General features: G+C 69.3%; 17 protein-coding genes and 1 riboswitch. Of the genes, 9 read left to right on the top strand and 8 right to left on the bottom strand.

What is annotated here, in order from left to right:
- Nucleotides 1-202 precede the first annotated feature (202 nt).
- Nucleotides 203-688, top strand: a complete 486-nt coding sequence (locus tag ABZX12_RS15050) for a sigma-70 family RNA polymerase sigma factor (protein WP_355693388.1) — start codon at nucleotides 203-205, stop codon at nucleotides 686-688.
- Entirely contained in the window at nucleotides 681-1,247 is a 567-nt protein-coding gene (locus ABZX12_RS15055) for a methylated-DNA--[protein]-cysteine S-methyltransferase (RefSeq protein WP_355693389.1), read from the top strand. Before ABZX12_RS15050 ends, ABZX12_RS15055 begins: the two co-directional genes overlap by 8 nt.
- Nucleotides 1,248-1,337: 90 nt before the next feature.
- On the opposite strand, the gene ABZX12_RS15060 is transcribed toward ABZX12_RS15055, so the two are convergent.
- Both ABZX12_RS15060 and ABZX12_RS15065 read right to left on the bottom strand, forming a co-directional pair.
- Entirely contained in the window at nucleotides 1,338-2,021 is a 684-nt protein-coding gene (locus ABZX12_RS15060) for a class I SAM-dependent methyltransferase (protein ID WP_355693391.1), read from the bottom strand.
- Between the two features lie 26 nt (nucleotides 2,022-2,047).
- Complete coding sequence (locus ABZX12_RS15065) at nucleotides 2,048-2,656, bottom strand: hypothetical protein (protein ID WP_355693393.1); 609 nt, start codon at nucleotides 2,654-2,656, stop codon at nucleotides 2,048-2,050.
- An 86-nt stretch (nucleotides 2,657-2,742) separates the two neighbouring features.
- On the opposite strand from ABZX12_RS15065, the gene ABZX12_RS15070 reads away from it, so the two are divergent.
- From ABZX12_RS15070 to ABZX12_RS15090, 5 genes are read left to right on the top strand one after another with little or no spacing between them, the layout of a single operon-like run.
- Nucleotides 2,743-4,665, top strand: a complete 1,923-nt coding sequence (locus ABZX12_RS15070) for a thiamine pyrophosphate-binding protein (RefSeq protein ID WP_355693395.1) — start codon at nucleotides 2,743-2,745, stop codon at nucleotides 4,663-4,665.
- Nucleotides 4,666-4,674: 9 nt separating this feature from the next.
- On the top strand, nucleotides 4,675-5,379 hold the full coding sequence (locus ABZX12_RS15075; RefSeq protein ID WP_355693397.1) for a flavodoxin family protein: 705 nt from the start codon (nucleotides 4,675-4,677) through the stop codon (nucleotides 5,377-5,379).
- A 29-nt stretch (nucleotides 5,380-5,408) separates the two neighbouring features.
- Nucleotides 5,409-6,041, top strand: a complete 633-nt coding sequence (locus ABZX12_RS15080) for a sigma-70 family RNA polymerase sigma factor (protein ID WP_355693399.1) — start codon at nucleotides 5,409-5,411, stop codon at nucleotides 6,039-6,041.
- Entirely contained in the window at nucleotides 6,038-6,268 is a 231-nt protein-coding gene (locus tag ABZX12_RS15085; RefSeq protein ID WP_355693401.1) for an anti-sigma factor, read from the top strand. Before ABZX12_RS15080 ends, ABZX12_RS15085 begins: the two co-directional genes overlap by 4 nt.
- Before the next feature lie 39 nt (nucleotides 6,269-6,307).
- Entirely contained in the window at nucleotides 6,308-7,528 is a 1,221-nt protein-coding gene (locus ABZX12_RS15090; RefSeq protein ID WP_355693403.1) for a cation:proton antiporter, read from the top strand.
- Here ABZX12_RS15090 and ABZX12_RS15095 read toward each other — a convergent pair.
- The 4 genes from ABZX12_RS15095 to ABZX12_RS15110 all read right to left on the bottom strand — a co-directional run bounded on the left by ABZX12_RS15095 (nucleotide 7,467) and on the right by ABZX12_RS15110 (nucleotide 11,055).
- Nucleotides 7,467-8,792 (bottom strand): cytosine permease, encoded by a 1,326-nt coding sequence (locus tag ABZX12_RS15095; RefSeq protein ID WP_355693405.1) that lies wholly within the window; start codon nucleotides 8,790-8,792, stop codon nucleotides 7,467-7,469. The genes ABZX12_RS15090 and ABZX12_RS15095 overlap by 62 nt on opposite strands.
- Nucleotides 8,788-8,905, bottom strand: a riboswitch (TPP riboswitch). Its footprint overlaps the gene before it by 5 nt.
- A gap of 17 nt (nucleotides 8,906-8,922) precedes the next feature.
- On the bottom strand, nucleotides 8,923-9,582 hold the full coding sequence (locus ABZX12_RS15100; protein WP_355693407.1) for an alpha/beta hydrolase: 660 nt from the start codon (nucleotides 9,580-9,582) through the stop codon (nucleotides 8,923-8,925).
- Nucleotides 9,579-10,385, bottom strand: coding sequence for a hypothetical protein (locus ABZX12_RS15105; protein WP_355693408.1), 807 nt, complete (start codon nucleotides 10,383-10,385; stop codon nucleotides 9,579-9,581). Before ABZX12_RS15105 ends, ABZX12_RS15100 begins: the two co-directional genes overlap by 4 nt.
- Before the next feature lie 28 nt (nucleotides 10,386-10,413).
- Nucleotides 10,414-11,055: a DUF3152 domain-containing protein gene (locus ABZX12_RS15110; RefSeq protein WP_355693410.1), complete on the bottom strand. Its 642-nt coding sequence runs from the start codon at nucleotides 11,053-11,055 to the stop codon at nucleotides 10,414-10,416.
- A 354-nt stretch (nucleotides 11,056-11,409) separates the two neighbouring features.
- On the opposite strand from ABZX12_RS15110, the gene ABZX12_RS15115 reads away from it, so the two are divergent.
- The gene (locus ABZX12_RS15115) at nucleotides 11,410-11,886 is read left to right on the top strand and encodes a macro domain-containing protein (protein WP_355693412.1); all 477 of its coding nucleotides are present in this window, start codon (nucleotides 11,410-11,412) and stop codon (nucleotides 11,884-11,886) included.
- Nucleotides 11,887-12,192: 306 nt separating this feature from the next.
- Here the strand turns inward: ABZX12_RS15115 and ABZX12_RS15120 are convergent, their stop codons facing one another.
- Nucleotides 12,193-13,386: an ATP-binding protein gene (locus ABZX12_RS15120; protein WP_355693414.1), complete on the bottom strand. Its 1,194-nt coding sequence runs from the start codon at nucleotides 13,384-13,386 to the stop codon at nucleotides 12,193-12,195.
- Nucleotides 13,387-13,535: 149 nt separating this feature from the next.
- Here ABZX12_RS15120 and ABZX12_RS15125 point away from each other — a divergent pair, with 149 nt between their 5' ends.
- Nucleotides 13,536-14,549, top strand: a complete 1,014-nt coding sequence (locus tag ABZX12_RS15125; protein WP_355693416.1) for a (p)ppGpp synthetase — start codon at nucleotides 13,536-13,538, stop codon at nucleotides 14,547-14,549.
- Here the strand turns inward: ABZX12_RS15125 and ABZX12_RS15130 are convergent.
- Complete coding sequence (locus ABZX12_RS15130) at nucleotides 14,536-15,945, bottom strand: DHA2 family efflux MFS transporter permease subunit (RefSeq protein WP_355693418.1); 1,410 nt, start codon at nucleotides 15,943-15,945, stop codon at nucleotides 14,536-14,538. The genes ABZX12_RS15125 and ABZX12_RS15130 overlap by 14 nt on opposite strands.
- Nucleotides 15,946-16,036 lie beyond the last annotated feature (91 nt).

Genomic DNA, 16,036 nt, shown 5'->3' on the forward strand with positions numbered 1-16,036 from the left:
CAGACAGGCCTCAGGCAGGCAGCAGCGAGAGAACGCGTCACCGACAGGTGGCGCTCGCCGTCCGCAGCAGGTCGATGACGCGACGGCGGGTGAGGTGTGTCGTCGTCATGTCAGCTATCTTCGCACCAATGTCCACCAAGTAACTAGACAATCTCGTGATCCGGACTCACACGCCGCGACCCCGATGCGTTCTACTGACGTGATGGCTCTGCGGTTACCCCCGTTCCAGGCGTTGATCGACGCGCACTGGCAGGACGTGGCCAGGCTGGCCCGCGCGCTGGCGGGTCCGGACGACGGCGACGACGTGGCGCAGCGCGCCTGGGAGAAGGCGTACGCGGCGTACCCGGCGCTGACGTCGGCGAAGAACCTGCGCAGCTGGCTGCTGACCATCACCGCCCGGTGCGCGACCGACGTGCACCGGGCGCGGAAACCGCAGCGCCCGCTGGACGAGGCGCCGCCGGTCGCGGTCGACGGGCCCGAGACCGCGGACTGGCCGGACCCCGACCTGTGGCGGGCGGTCAACGACCTCCCGGAGCGGCAACGCTTCGCGATCACGCTCAAATACGTCGGCGACCTGGACCACCACGGCGTTGCCGCCGCTCTGGACACCACGCCCGCCGCGTCGCGCCGGCTCGTCAGCGACGCGCTGGCGACCCTGCGCACGAAACTCGGAGTACACGATGACTGATCTCGAGAGCCGGCTGACCCGGCTCAGCACCCCCGGCCCGAAACCGCCTGTATTGCCGGACGCCGACGTCGCCTACACGCTGCACGACACCCCGCTCGGGACGATGCTGCTCGCGATCGCGCACGGGCGGGTCGTGGCCAGCTCGTTCGACGACGAGGAGACGATGACCGGCCGGCTCGCCCGGGCCGTGTCGCCACGGGTCCTCCGGCAACCCGGCCCGCTGGACGACGTACGGCGGCAACTCGACGAGTACCTCGCCGGGCAGCGCAGGGCGTTCGACCTGGACGTCGATCTGGTCCTGGCGTCGCCGTTCCAGCGGCTGGTGCTCGAGGACCTGCCGACGCACACGAGCTACGGGCGGACCACCACGTACGGCGCGGTGGCCGGCGACATCGCCCGGCCGAAGGCGGCGCGCGCGGTCGGGACCGCGCTGGGCGCCAACCCGGTGTGCGTCGTGCTGCCCTGCCATCGGGTGATCGGCGCGAACGGCGCGCTCACCGGGTACGCCGGAGGCCTCGAGGCGAAGCGATTCTTGCTGAATCTCGAAGCAAAAAGCTGAGTTTTCCTGAATAGCCCGGAATGGTTTTACACTCGAAATTCATAAGGGCAGATCCCCAATGTGGAGTGGGGATCTGCCCTTCCTGACGCGTCAGGAAGATGCCGGGGAATGGATCTCCAGGATCAGCCGGCGGCGGCCGCCCCAGTCGCGTTTGTAGACCTTGTAGTCGTCGATTCCGGCGGCCGCGCAGAGCCGGCCGTAGCTGATCTCGTCGTGGATGAAGTGCACGCTGCTGCGATCGTCGTCGTGCTCGGTGGTGACGATCCGGTGCTCCGGTCCCTGCCGCATCCCTCCTGCGATCTCGGCCGCGGTCGCCGGGCCCCAGACCGGGCCCTCGATGATCGCGATCCCGCCCGGCTTCAGGACCCGGGAGATTTCGCAGATGGTGGAGATCTGCTCGTCCTCGGCGAACAACTCGTGGAACGCCGTCCACAGGCAGATCACCGCGTCGAACGAGTCCCACTTGTACGGCAGGTCGGTCATCGAGCCGATCGCCCAGTCGATCGCGAGCTCCTCCTCGGCGGCTGCGGCCCGGCCGGCCTCGAGCAGGTTCGGCGAGATGTCCAGCGCGCGCACCACCTTGCCCGCGCGGCGCAGCGGCAGCGCGACCCGGCCGTACCCGCAGCACAGGTCGAGCACCGACTCGCGGCCGACCAGCAGCTCCTCGACCGCCGCGACGACGGCGGCGTCCCGCTCGGGCGTTGTCCGCGCGGCCAGTCCGTCGGCGCCGAGCTCGGCGTATTCGGCCCGGCTACGCAGTGCGGAATTCAGCATGCGGCAAGTATTCCGGTCCCGGTGGGTCAGTTGTCCAGCAGGGATCTGCCGGCGCTGAAGAATTCCAGTACGTCGGACAGTTCGGCCAACGGTCGGGTGGCGCCGAACGGCGCGTTCCAGAAAGCGCCGGTCCGCGGCGTCCAGGGCCCGACGTACGCGTACGGCTCGGGCAGGTGGTCGTCACCGGGCGAGACGCCGTAGTTGACCTCGTCGACGGTGATCCCGACGTCGAAGTGCTCGGGCCACAGGACGGGCGTCTCGCCGGGCGCGAAGGCCCGCAGCGCCGCGTCACCGCGGGCGAAGGCCGCCGCCAGCAACCGGGCCGCGGCCGGGTCGATCTCGAGGTGCTCGTGCGGGGCGATCATCGGGCCGCCGGAGTACACCTCGTCGAGCCGCCTCGCCTCGAGGCCCACGGCGGCCGCGAGCCCGGCGTACGTGCCGGTCAGCCGGACCGTGCCCGCCGGCGCGACGAGTGCGTCGCCCTCGACCCGGAAGTCGCCGTCGATGGTCCCGAACCCGCCCGGGACGACGCGCAGCCGGATGCCGCCTCCCCGCCCGTGTTGCGGCCCGGCGAGGACGAGCTCGGCGACGCCGTGCAGGGATCGACGGGTTACGGCGAGCGAACGTTCGTCCATGGCTGCGGTCTCCTCTGTAACGCCCAGGCCGTGTGTCGGCACTGATCACCTGATCGATTGGTGCCGCGAAGGGTGGGAGACGTTACATGGACTGGCATCGGGTGGACGAGGTCGACGTCCCGGCGGACGGGCGCGTCCGCAGCGTGGTGGTCGACGGCCGGAGCATCGCGCTGGCCCGCTGCGGAGCGCGGCTCGGTGCGCTGGAGAACAAATGCCCGCACCAAGGCGGCCCGCTCGGGGAAGGGTCGATCGAGAAGGGGCTGCTGCGGTGTCCGTGGCACGGGTACGACTACGACCCGATCAGCGGTCAGCCGCCGGAGGGGTTCTCCGACAGCGTCCCGTCGTACCCGGTGGACGAGCGGGCGGACGGGGTCTACGTGCAGTTGCCGGACCGGCAGGAAGCGGCCCGGACCGTGGCCGACGTCCTCGTGGAGACATTGGTTGCCCACGGCATCAGTCATGTGTTCGGGATGGTGGGGCACTCCAATCTCGGGTTCGCCGAGGCGATGCGACGGGCCGAGGACCGCGGTGAACTCACCTACATCGGTATCCGGCACGAAGGCGCGGCCTCGTTCGCGGCTGGTGCCTACGGCAAGCTCACGGGCCGTCCTGCGGTCTGCTTCGCGATCGCCGGTCCGGGATCGACCAACCTGCTCACCGGGCTGTACGACGCCAAGCTCGACGGCTCGCCCGTCCTGGCCGTCTCCGGTCAGGTGCCGTCGAAGTGGCTCGGCCGCGGCGCGTTCCAGGACCTCGATCTGACCGCGGTCTTCAAGGACGTCGCCGTCTCGAGTACGGCGGTCCAGGCCGGCAGCGATCACGCCGAGCTGGCCGCGCTGGCGGTCAAGCACGCCATCGACGGCCGCGGCGTCGCACACCTCGTACTGCCCGACGAGGTGCAGGTCCAACCGTCCGACGCGGCGGCCAAGAACCCCAGCGGGCGGCTCTCGGGCCGCCGGATCCGGCCGGACGAGGACACGCTGGTCCGTGCGGCGGCCTTGATCCGCGATGCGCGCCGGCCGGTGATGATCGTGGGCCACGGCGCCCGTGCAGCCGAGACCGAGGTCCGCGAGCTGGCCGAGCGCCTGAACATGCCGGTGCTGACCACCTTCAAGGCCAAGGGCCTGTTGCCGGACACGCATCCGCTCGGCGCCGGGGTGCTCGGCCGCAGCGGCACGCCGGTCGCGAGCTGGCTGATGAACGAGTCGGACCTGCTCGTCGTGGCCGGCGCCTCGTTCTCGAACCACACCGGCATCGCGGCGTACAAGCCGATCGTCCAGATCGACGACGACCACACCGCGATCGGACGCTTCGACGCGGTCGCCGTGGACGTGCTCGGCGACGCGCGGCTCGCACTGTCCGCGCTCACCGGCATGCTCGGCGAGGCCAAGGCCGACGACCAGCGGCCGGACGTGGCCGAGCGCTGGGCGATCTGGCGCGCGGAGAAGCAGCGGCGCGTGAACGACGACCGAGGCCGCGGCGTGTCGGCGGCAGCGGTGTTCGACGCGCTCTCGAAGCATCTGCCCGCGGACGCGGTCGTGACCGTTGACGTCGGCAACCATGCGTACTCGCTCGGCCGGTACCTGGAGTCGAAAGGCCAACCGGTGCTGATGTCCGGCTACCTCGGATCGATCGGCTTCGGGTATCCCGCCGCGCTCGGCGCGTGGGCGGCCGCACCGGGCCGGCCGATCGTCGCGGTGACCGGTGACGGCGGCTTCGCGCAGTACGCCGCCGAGCTCACGACCGCGGTCAAGTACGGCATCCCGATCAAGCACGTACTGCTCGACAACCACTCGCTCGGCAAGATCAGCAAGGAACAACTCGCCGCCGACTATCCGGTCTGGCACACCTCGCTGCACAACCCCGACTGGGCCGCGTACGCCGAACTCTGCGGCGCGACCGGCCTGCGGGTCACCCGTCGTCAGGAGCTGGACGACGCGATGACCGAACTGTTCACCGCCACCGGCCCGGTCCTGCTCTGCGTCGAGCAGGATGCCGAACTTCTCTGAGGAGCGACGATGACCGAGTACGACGACCTCCGCGCCCTGTTCCTGAACTGCACGCTGAAGCGGTCGCCGGCCGTCAGCCACACCGAGGGACTGATCGACGTCAGCCGGAAGATCCTGGAGAAACGGGGTGTCCGGGTCGACGTGATCCGCGCGATCGACCACGACATCGCCACCGGGGTCTGGCCGGACATGACCGAGCACGGCTGGGCGACCGATGCCTGGCCGGCGATCCAGGAGCAGGTGATGGCGGCCGACATCCTGGTGATCGCCGGACCGATCTGGCTGGGCGACAACAGCTCGGTCACCAAGCAGGTGATCGAACGCCTGTACGGCAACTCGTCGATCCTGAACGAGCACGGGCAGTACGCGTACTACGGCCGCGTCGGCGGGTGCCTGATCACCGGCAACGAGGACGGTGTGAAGCACTGCGCGATGAACGTCCTGTATTCGCTGCAGCACCTCGGGTACACGATCCCGCCGCAGGCCGACGCCGGGTGGATCGGCGAGGCCGGCCCGGGACCGTCGTACCTGGACGAAGGTTCGGGTGGGCCGGACAACGACTTCACCAACCGGAACACGACCTTCATGACCTGGAACCTGCTGCACCTCGCGCGGATGCTGAAGGACGCCGGCGGCGTACCGGCGCACGGCAACCAGCGCTCCGAGTGGGACGCCGGGTGCCGCTTCGACTTCGAGAACCCGGAGTACCGCTGACGTCCGGGGTGCTGCTGTACCGTCGGCTTGTGGGGGTGGTGCTGCCGACGGACGACGTCCTCGTCGCCGGGCTGCGGACCGGGGACGAGGAGACGTTCGCGTGCCTGCTGAACGGCTGGTCCGGCTCGATGCTGCGGCTGGCCCGGTCGTTCGTGTCCACGTCGGCCAGCGCCGAGGAGGTCGTGCAGGACACCTGGCTGGCGGTGTTCGAGGGGATCGAGCGCTTCGAGAGCCGGTCGTCGCTGCGGACGTGGGTCTACCGGATCCTGGTGAACATCGCCCGCAAGCGGGCCACCCGCGAGCAGCGGACCGTCCCCTGGACGAGCCTTGTGACGGACAACGAGCCGACGGTCGACCCGCAGCGTTTCCGAGGCGCCGACGACCAGTACCCGGGCGGCTGGCGCACGTTCCCGGACCGCTGGCCGACCACCGAGAGCGAGGTCCTGGCTCACGAGGTCCGGTCCACCGTGGCCGCGGCGATCGAAGGCCTGCCGATCCGGCAGCAGGTCGTGCTGACGCTACGGGACATCGACGGACACGACGCCGAGGACGTGTGTGCGCTGCTGGAGATCTCCATGGCCAATCAACGGGTCCTGCTGCACCGCGCCCGGGCCGCCGTTCGCGGCCGGCTGGACCACTACTTCACGGGAGCTGACGCATGACGTGCGCCGAGCTGGTCGAGCTCGTCACCGCCCATCTCGACGGTGCGTTGGATCCGGAGACCGAGCAGCGGTTCGTCGAGCATCTGGCGCTGTGCGACGGCTGCGAGATCTACGTCGAGCAGATCCGCCGGACCGCGGCCGAGGTCGGTCAGGTCCAGCCCGAGAACCTGCCCGCGGAGACCCGGGATCGGCTGCTCGACGCCTTCCGCTCGTTCCCGCGCGGTTGACCGCGTAACGTCCGGCCGCGTCGACGGCACTGAAGCGGTATGCCGAACGTGGAGTTCACCAACCTGTTCGCGGTCGTCCTGATCGCGCTGCTCGCACCGCTGCTGCTCGGCCTCGCACCGCGACTCCGGGTCCCGGCGGTCGTCCTGGAGATCGTGGCCGGGATCGTGCTCGGTCCGCACGGACTCGGCCTGATCGACATCGACCTGCCGCTGCAGATCGTGTCGCTGCTCGGGCTGGGCTTCCTGTTGTTCCTGGCCGGCCTCGAAATCGACGTACACCGACTGCGCGGGCAGGTCCTGCGGCTGGCGGTGCTGGGTTATCTGGTGACGTTGCTGCTGGGCGGGCTTGCCGGCTTCGGATTCTCGGCGGTCGGCTGGGTCAACAGCGCGCTCCTGCTCGCTGTCACGCTGTCAGCGACGTCCTTGGGTCTGGTCGTGCCGGTCCTCAAGGACGCAGGCAAGGCCGAGGGCAGCGTCGGGCAGTTCACCATCGCGGCCGCGTCGGTTGCTGACTTCGCCGCTGTACTGGTGCTGTCGCTCGTCTTCTCGACGGAAGGCGGCAGTGCGGGCGAACGGCTGATCATGGTGGGGCTGTTCGCTCTGCTGGTGGTCGTCACAGGTCTCGTCGTCGCCACGGCCGGACGCTCGCAGCGAATCGGCGGGGTGCTGTTGCGGTTGCAGGACACCACCGCTGAGATCCGGGTCCGGGCCGCTGTGGTGCTGCTGGTCGCCTTCGTCGCCTTGGCGGAGCAGTTCGGGCTGGAGACGATCCTCGGGGCGTTCCTGGCCGGAGCGGTGGTCGGACTGGTCGACCGGGACGCCGCCTCGCATCCACGCTTCCGGATCAAGCTGGAGGCGTTGGGCTACGGGTTCCTGATCCCGGTGTTCTTCGTGACGAGTGGGCTCCGGCTGGACCTGCGCGGCCTGCTCGCGGACCCGGCCGCGCTCGTCCGGGTGCCGTTGTTCCTGCTCGCGTTGCTCGTCGTCCGCGGCGCACCGGCGTACCTCGCAGTGCGGACGCTCGGCCCCCGAGCGACGGCTGCGACGGCGCTGCTGCAGGCGACGTCGCTGCCGTTCATCGTGACGGCGACCCAGATCGGCGTGGCGACCGGGCTGATGGGCCCGGTCACCGCCGCCGCTCTGGTCTGCGCCGGGCTGCTGTCCGTGCTCGTGTTCCCGGCGGTCGCGCTGGTGCTGCTCAGGCAGCCTGCCGCCGACCGATCCGGCCGAGCAGTACCGCAGCCACCATCGAGACGATGATCGACGTGTACGTCGCACCGAGCCAGCCGGGCACGGGCTGGTCGTTGAACAGGGCCTGCTGCAGCTTGGTCCAGAACGGCGACCATCCCGCGACGGTGCCGGGGTTCACCAGCTGGTACGCGACGAAGCCGATCAGCCAGGCGACGGTCGGCTGCCAGCGGAACTTCGCCGTACCGGACACGTCCCACTGCATCTTGCTGACCACGAAGAAGTCGGCGATCGCGACTGCGAACAGCGGAACGAAGACCGAGCCGATCAGGTACAGGAACTGCGTGTAGTTGCCGAGATCGATGAACAGCGCGATCCCGGTGGCGATCACGCCGATCGCGACCGAGATCCACCGCCGGTCGATGTGACCGATCAGGTTGTGCGTGGCCATCGTGGTCGAGTAGACGTTCGCGTACGCCTCGTCGACCTCGTCGACCAGCAGCACGAGCAGGGCGATCGCACCGGCCGGCAACGTGACCAGTGCGGTGATGACGTCCTCGCTGTTCGTCCCCAGCGTCGCCACGGCGACCACGCCGAGGGCGTAGTACGCGATAGCGGCCAGGCCGTAGCCGAGCGAGGAGCCGGCGAACGCTGCCTTGTTGGTGCGCGAGTGCCGCGTGTAGTCCGCGGCCAGCGGGGCGAACGACACGACACCGGCCGCGGCGAGGTCGACCGCCGGCCAGAAGCCGAACACGCTGTCCTGCGGCAGGGCGTGCGTCGGCTTGCTCAGCACCTGCACGAAGAGGTACACCGACGCCAGCAGCACCAGCCAGACCATGAACTTGCGCAGGATCTTCACGCTGCCCAGCGGACGCACCGCCATCGCGGTCGCGATCAGCCCGGCGAGGACGACGAACAGCCAGCGCCAGCGCTCACTCGTCACCGCGACCGCGGCCTGCGAGATCACGATGATCTCCATCGTCGCCCAGCCGACGTTCTGCGCGATGTTCAGCACGGTCGGCGCCATCGAGCCGCGGCGGCCGAACAGACCACGCAGGCATGCCATCGCCGGCGCTCCGGTCTGCGACCCGAACACGGCCGCACCGCCGAGCACCAGCGCGCCGATCCCACAGCCGACGACGACCGCGAGCAGGCCCTGCCACAGCGAGCCGGTGTACGCCGCGACCAGCGCACCGGTCACCGGGCCGAACAGCGAGATGCCGAAGTTGCCCCAGAGCGTGAACTGGTCGAAGAAGCCGAGCGTGCGCGGCGCATCGGTGGTGAGAACGAGCGGAGCCTCGGTGGAGCTCGACGGACGAACAGCTGTATCGGTCATGAGTGACCCCACTCCCTACGCCGGCATTACCCGGTCAGGTTCAGGCGGTCGGCGACCCAGCTGTCGCCCTCTCAGCCCGCGCATCCTCGGTGCGAGCTCCCGCATAGGTTGGTACTGCGAGTTTAACGCGTCAGCCATTTTCCGGCAGTGCGGCCGCTCGTTCTATGAGCGCGGCCACTTCCGGGCCGTTCGTGACGACCGGCATGTGCGCACCGGTCTCCAACGTGCGCGCCTCGCCGTGACTGAGCTCGGCGAGCTGCTCGAGCCACTCCTTCGTACACATCAGGTCGTGCTTGCCGCGGACCAGGACCACCGGGGCCCGCACGTGCGGCATCACCGCGGCCAAGTCGTGGATCCGCGACGCCTCGCCGGCGCGGGCGATCGACGGCAGCGTCGTGCGCGCGTACTGCGGGCTGATCCGAACCAGCTTCGGCACGTCCGGGATAGCGGATCCGACGAGCCGGACGGCGCGGTCGACCCAGCTCGACATCCGGGCATCACCCGTCGGGGCCACGAGAACGAGCGCGTGCACGAGCTCGGGGTAGCGCACTGCCGTCTCGACGACGACCTGACAGCTCGCCGAGTGGCCGACCAGCACCGATCGCTCGCGGATCTTCTCGGCCAGCGCCACCGCGAGCGCCCGCGGATGCAGGTCCTCCCGAGCGCCCGCCGGTTCGCCGTACCCGGGCAGCGTCACCAGGTGGTACGGCGTGACGAGATGCTCGGCGGTCCGCGCGTACGACTCCGGGCCGAGGCCCAGGCCGGGCACAAGGACGATCGGTGCGCTCACTCCCAGGGCGCCTTGGCCGGAGCGCCTTTGACGACCGGGTTCGCCACGTCGGGCTTCAGCTCGCGGTACCCGAGGAACAGGCCGACGGCGAGAAGCAGCAGGCCGACCCCACCCCAGCCGTACGCCGTGGGAAGCCGGTGCACCGCGTCGTCGCTGCTGCCCAGCCCGGTGGACAGCACCATGAGCAGCCAGACCAGGATCAGCACCACCGACACCGCGACCAGCAGCAACCCGGCGAGCTCGGCCGGCTCGGGCCGACGACCGGCCTTGCGGCGGGCCAGCACGTCCCGGATCCACATCACCAGCGCGCCGGTGCCGACGACCAGGAGCAGCAGCTGGCCGATCGCGTCGAGCACGTCGGTCCGCAACGGGTGGTTGAGCGGCGAGCCGGGCGCCTGGGAGATCTCCCGCAGCGCGACCCGCTGGACGGACACGACGAGCAGACCGTAGATCGCGGCGATGAACGTCGCCAGGCCGACGACCCGAGCGGCCCGCGGATCCCGCGACGGCTCGTCCCGGCCGTACGTCGGGAGCTCATGCGGCTGCGGGCTCGCTTCGGCGCCGTAGGGTGCGCCGGGGCGGTAGGCCGGGGGCTGGTGGTACGCCGGGTTGCCCTGCGGCGGCGGCTGGGTCCCGTACGGCTGTGGCTGCGCGTACTGGAACTGCTCCGGCGGGGCAGGCGGCCCGGCGTACGTGCCACCGCCGTACGGCGTGGGCGGAGCGTAGTGATGCTCCTCACCAGCTGCCTGCTGCTTCTCGGGCTCATCGCCCCGGCCGTACGTCGGGAAGTCCTGCGACGACATCGGTTCTCCCTCCGTCGCGCCCAGTCTCTCAGGTGGCCTTGATGGTCGGCCAGGCGTTCGGTAGGCAGCCGGCCAGGCCCTTCGTCTGCTGCATCATCACCGGCGCGGGGGTCTTCGGCGTGGCGCAGGTCGAGTGCCCGTGGCCGAGCGCGTGCCCGACCTCGTGGTTGACCAGGTAGCTGCGGTACATCTCGACGTCGCCGTTGTACGCCGGGATCGCGTAGATCCACCGCTTGGCGTTGAGCACCACCCGGTCCTCGACGCGGCAGGACACCTCACCGCCGGTGTCGAGCGGCAGACAGAGCTTGTCGGTCAAGGTCGGTGTCGCGAGGATGATCCGGAGGTCGGCGTCGACGCGGTCCGTCCGCTCGAAACTCACCGGATGCACCGCCTGCCAGCCGCGCGGGTCGGTCAAAGTCTTGTGGATCGCCGCCGCCACCGCGGCGCCGTTCACCGACACCCCTTGCTCGATCTCGACCCGGTACGTCAGCTTGTCGCGCACCCCGGTCGCCTTGTCGGACCCCGGCACCACCGCGAGCTTCCCGGTCGAGACCAGCACGTTCGGCTTCGCGTTCTTCGGCTTGCGCGTCAGCGTCGGTGCCGGCCGCAACGGAGTCGTGAACTTCTGCGTCGGCGTCGCGATCGGCGTCGGCTTGGGCGTCGCAGCCACCGGCACCTCCTCGGCGACAGCGTCAACCCCCGCCACCGCCTCCGCCGCCAGACTGCTCCGATGCGCCACATCCGGATGCGCCACCACCACAGTCCCCAGCACCGCCAACGCCGTCACCACAAGCCACTGCCCCTTGTACGACCTCCGCCGACTGTGCCGCCCACTCCGCCGCCTGGCCGCGTCAGTCCGCTGGCCGCTCCGCCGGGTGGTCATGACAAGTGACCCTACCGATACCTGCCAAAGCACGAAAGCCCGGTTGCGTTAAGTCGTCCTGGCAGTGAGGAGATCCAGACTGTCGGATCTGCCTGGTACGACTGCTGACCTGGCATATGACGCACGAAAGGTATGGGCAAGATGATCAGGACCGTGACCGGCGATCTGCTTCGTCAGGATGCTGATGCCCTGGTCAACGCCGTCAACACAGCCGGGATCATGGGCAAGGGAATCGCGCTGCAGTTCAAGCGAGCGTGGCCCGCGATGTTCGACGACTACGCCGACGCCTGCGCCCGCGGCGAGGTGCAGCTCGGGAAGATGCACGTCTGGAGCACGGGATCGGCGGCCCCGCCCCTCCTCATCGTGAACTTTCCGACGAAGAAGCACTGGCGCTCACGTTCACAGGCACAGGACATCAGCTCAGGTTTGGAAGATCTGGTCCGAGTTGTTCGCGACCACGATCTCCGGTCGATCGCCGTCCCGCCGCTCGGTTGTGGGTACGGCGGACTTGACTGGGCGGTTGTCGAACCGCTCATTCACCACGGACTCGCAGCCGTCGCCGATGATGTCGATGTCCGGGTGTTCCCACCCGCGGGCGGGTCGACTGTTCGCCCGTGAGGCGCCCCTCAGGTCAAAGGCAGTTGGGCAGTGGTCGCCCGATCGGTGCGAAGCCGATGTACCGGCGCCGGCCCGGGGGAAGAGGGTCCGCTCGCGGCGACGGTCATGTCCGGCAGTGCGTCGGCTTGCAGTTACTACGCGCGGCAGCGCGAACCCGCGGGCGCCAGCCCGGGGGTGTGGTGGGAGCGCGCGTAGCGGGCGCGGGGAGGAGCGGAGCGACGAGTGGCGGCTGCGTAGCACGCGTGGGCCTACCACCTCACCCACACACCACAGCCGTCAGCTTGTCCTCACCCCTCCACCAGTACCTCAGGCTGTGCGGGTGCGGAGGAACTTGCCGAAGTGGGGGACGGTGAAGGCTACGGTGCCGCGTTCGGCGGAGAAGACGAGGCCTTTCTTGATCAGGCCGTCGCGGGCCGGGGAGAGGGACTGGGGTTTGCGGTTGAGGGTGCTGGCGACCTCGGCGGTGGGGACGGAGCCGTCGTCGACGCCGATGCCCAGCTCTGCCATGGCGCGCATGTACTCGCGTTCCGCGGGCGTCGCACGTTCGTAGCGGGAGCCGAAGAAGCCGACGGTCAGCTCGGCGGATGCTTCGGGGGCGGCGACGGCGACGTCCTTGATGGTGATGGGTGAGGTCGGCGCGTGGTCCCAGGTCGAGTGCGCGAACGCCTGCACGAAGTACGGGTAGCCGTCGGTCTGCGCGTACAGCTCGTCCAGAGCCTCCTCGTCGTACTGCACGCCCTCGCTCTCGGCCGGCACCATCAGCGCCCGGTCGCACGCTTCACGCGCCAGCCGGTCCACACGGATGTAGCGGAACAACCGCTCGGAGTACGACTTGCTGGCCGACAGTACGGCGGGCAAGTGCGGCAGCCCCGCGCCGACGACGACCAGCGGGGCACTCTGCTGCGAGATCTCATGACAGGCGGCGCACAGCGCGGACAGGTCGTCGGCGCTGATGTCCTGCATCTCGTCGATGAACAGCCCGACCCCGACGGTCAGGTCGCCGGCCAGGTCCGCGGCGTCGGTGAACAGCTCGATCAGGTCCATCTCCAGGTCACCGGAGTCGGCCCGGCCTTTCGCCGCGGCCACGTCGACAGGCGGGTGCCAGCGGATGCCTTTGCGGTCGTTGACCGCGGTGCGCAGCGCGAACGCCTTCAGTACGGCGCTGAACTGGTCGACCTTCTGGTCGTCGCGGTGCCGGTGGCCCAGCTCCCGCATCGCGGTGTGCAGCGCTTGTGCGATCGGCAGCCGGATGCTCTGGTCCGGCCGGGCCTCGATCTTGCCGGTACCCCACGCTCGCTTGATGGCCTGTGAGCGCAGTGTGTTGAGCAGGACCGTCTTGCCCACGCCCCGGAGTCCGCTGAGCACCAGGCTCCGCTCCGGTCTGCCTGCCGCGACCCGTTCGAGCACTACCTCGAACTGCCGCACCTCGGTGTCGCGTCCGGCCAGCTCAGGCGGCCGCTGACCGGCGCCGGGCGCATAGGGATTCCGGATCGGATCCATGCTTTCACTGTATGAGCGCGTCTAGCGTTTTCCGTAGATTGACCGATCGACGGCCAGAGCGTGTCGCGAGGGGTCTCTACGGCTTTCTAGTGAAATGACTAGACACCGATAGACACCGTGAGCGACCCGAAGACCACTATGGTTCCGCCATGGTGGAGTGGGCTCCGCAGGCAGGGGCGTTGTACGAGCGGGTGCACCAGCAGTACGTCGGCGGCGCGCGCAAGCTCGAGGCGCTGATCAACGAGCTGATCGGCGAAGAGGAAGGCATCAACTACCTGAGCGCGACGGCTCGCGCGAAAGACCCGGAGTCGTTTCTCGCGAAGGCCTCCAAGCCGCACCCGGACGATCCCGCCAGGCCGAAGTACGACGACCCGCTGAACCAGATCACCGACCTGGTCGCGGCCCGGGTGATCACGTTCCTGGTCGAGGCGGTGGACCGGGTGTGCGAGGTGATCGAGGAAGAGTTCGAGATCGTCGAGCACACCGACATGGGCGCGCACACCCGGGCGCAGGGCGTCTTCGGATACGCCAGCAAGCACTACCTGGTCCGGCTGAACGAGCACCGCCGCGAGCTCCCGGAGTACGCCGTACTGAAGAACCTCGTGATGGAGATCCAGGTCCGTACGGCGGTCCAGCACGCGTGGGCCGAGTTCGAGCACGACATCCGGTACAAGCTGGACATTCCACCGGACCGCAAGCCCGAGTTCGACCGGCGGTTCCTGCTGGCGGCGGCCCTGATGGAGCTGGCCGACAACGAGTTCACCGAGATCGACCGCCTGTACCGCGAGCTGGCGGCGACCGCGGAGGACAAGGCGCCGCTCGACCTCACGACGGCCACGCTGACGACGTACCTGACCCGTCGGTATCCCGACGCGCCGCACGCGAAGACCACGCACTACGCCTGGATCCTGGGCATCCTGCACCGCATCGGCGTCACCACGGAGGAGCAACTCACCGAGCTGCTCACCGGGATCGACAGTGAAGCAGTGCAGGCCGCCATGACGCACCGGGCGCCGGCAGGCACGGTACGCCGCCTCGACGACGACCTGCTCGCCGCCAAGGGCCCCGCCTACTTGGACCTGTTCCCGGACGAGGAACGCCGCCAGAAGATCCTCCGCGGCCGGCTCAAGGCACTGGTCCGGGCCGAGATCATCCAGCCCTGACGAGGTCCTCTGCCGTACGGCGGGCCCAGCGGGTCGTGGTGATCAGACCGAGCCCCAGTACCAGCGCACCGCAGCCCGCGATGATGTACCAGCACAGCTTGGCCGCGTCGACGAAGCCGGACTCGAAAGAGCCGACCAGACGCGCCGTGAGGACAGTCCCCGCGACAGCAACACCGAGCGAGGCACCCACCTGGCGACTGGTCGACGCGATCGCTGCAGCCACGCCGGCCTGGGAACGCGGCATCCCGGAGACCGCCGCGTTGGTAATAGGTGCGTTCAGCATCCCGAAGCCGAGCCCGAAGACCAGATAGCTGACCAGCAACCATGCAGTGGAAGTAGTAGTGGTCAACTGGGACAGCAGGAGACCCGCCACAGTCAGCATGGTGCCTGCGACGACCAGCGGCACCCGTGGGCCGCGGTGACCGACCAGCCACCCGGACACCGGCGCGAACACGACAGTCATCGCAGCCATCGGCAGGGTCAGCAGACCGGCGTGCAGTGCGCTGAACCCGCGCACCGACTGCAGATAGAGCGAGTTGAGGAACAGGAACCCGGACAGCGCCGAGAACCCGCACACCGCTATCAGTGTGGCCCCGGAGAACGGCGCGCTGCGGAAGAACCGCGGGTCCAGCAGAGGCTCCTCCCGGCGACGCTCGTAGTACACGAGGGACGCCAGCGAGACGACGCACACGACGAAGCATCCGACGATCAGCGGCGACCCCCACCCGGCCGACCGACCTTCGATGATCCCGTACGTCAGGCTGCCCAGCAGCAGGATGACGAGCACCTGCCCGACCGGATCGATCCGCCGCGGTACGGCGGCCCGCGACTCCGGTACGAACAGCGCCGTCATGACGAAGGCGGCAACGGCGACCGGCACGTTGATCCAGAAGATGAACCGCCACCCGGCCGCGTCCACCAGCGAGCCTCCGACGACCGGACCAACCGCCATGCTCAGCCCGACGACACCGCCCCACACCCCGATCGCCTGGGCGCGCTCACGCGGGTTGGTGAACGTGTTGGTGATGATCGACATCGCGACCGGGTTCAGCATCGACCCGCCGACCGCCTGCAGCACCCGGAACGCGATCAGCAGGTCGATACTCGTCGCGACTCCGCACAGCAACGACCCGATCCCGAAGAGCACCAGCCCGGCCTGGAAGGTCCGCCGCCGCCCGACGCGGTCCGCCGTCGACCCGGAGACCATCAGCAGACAGGCCAGCACCAGCGTGTAGGCGTCGATCGTCCACTGCAGCTTGGCGACCGGCGCGTCGAACTCGGACCGGATCGCGGGAAGTGCCAGGTTCACGATCGTCGAGTCCAGCCCGACGATGAACAGGCTCGAGCAACAGATCGCGAGCACCAGCAGCCGGCGCCCGCGGGTCAGCTCCTCCACCCGGCTCCCTCCATCCGTTGAAGACTGTACTACCCGGCCTGGAAACGGTTCCCGACCGTCCACGAAAACGGTTTGACGGACTGTCGGCGGG

The organism is Kribbella sp. NPDC003505 (genome assembly GCF_040610875.1).
In the GTDB taxonomy this organism is placed as follows: domain Bacteria; phylum Actinomycetota; class Actinomycetes; order Propionibacteriales; family Kribbellaceae; genus Kribbella.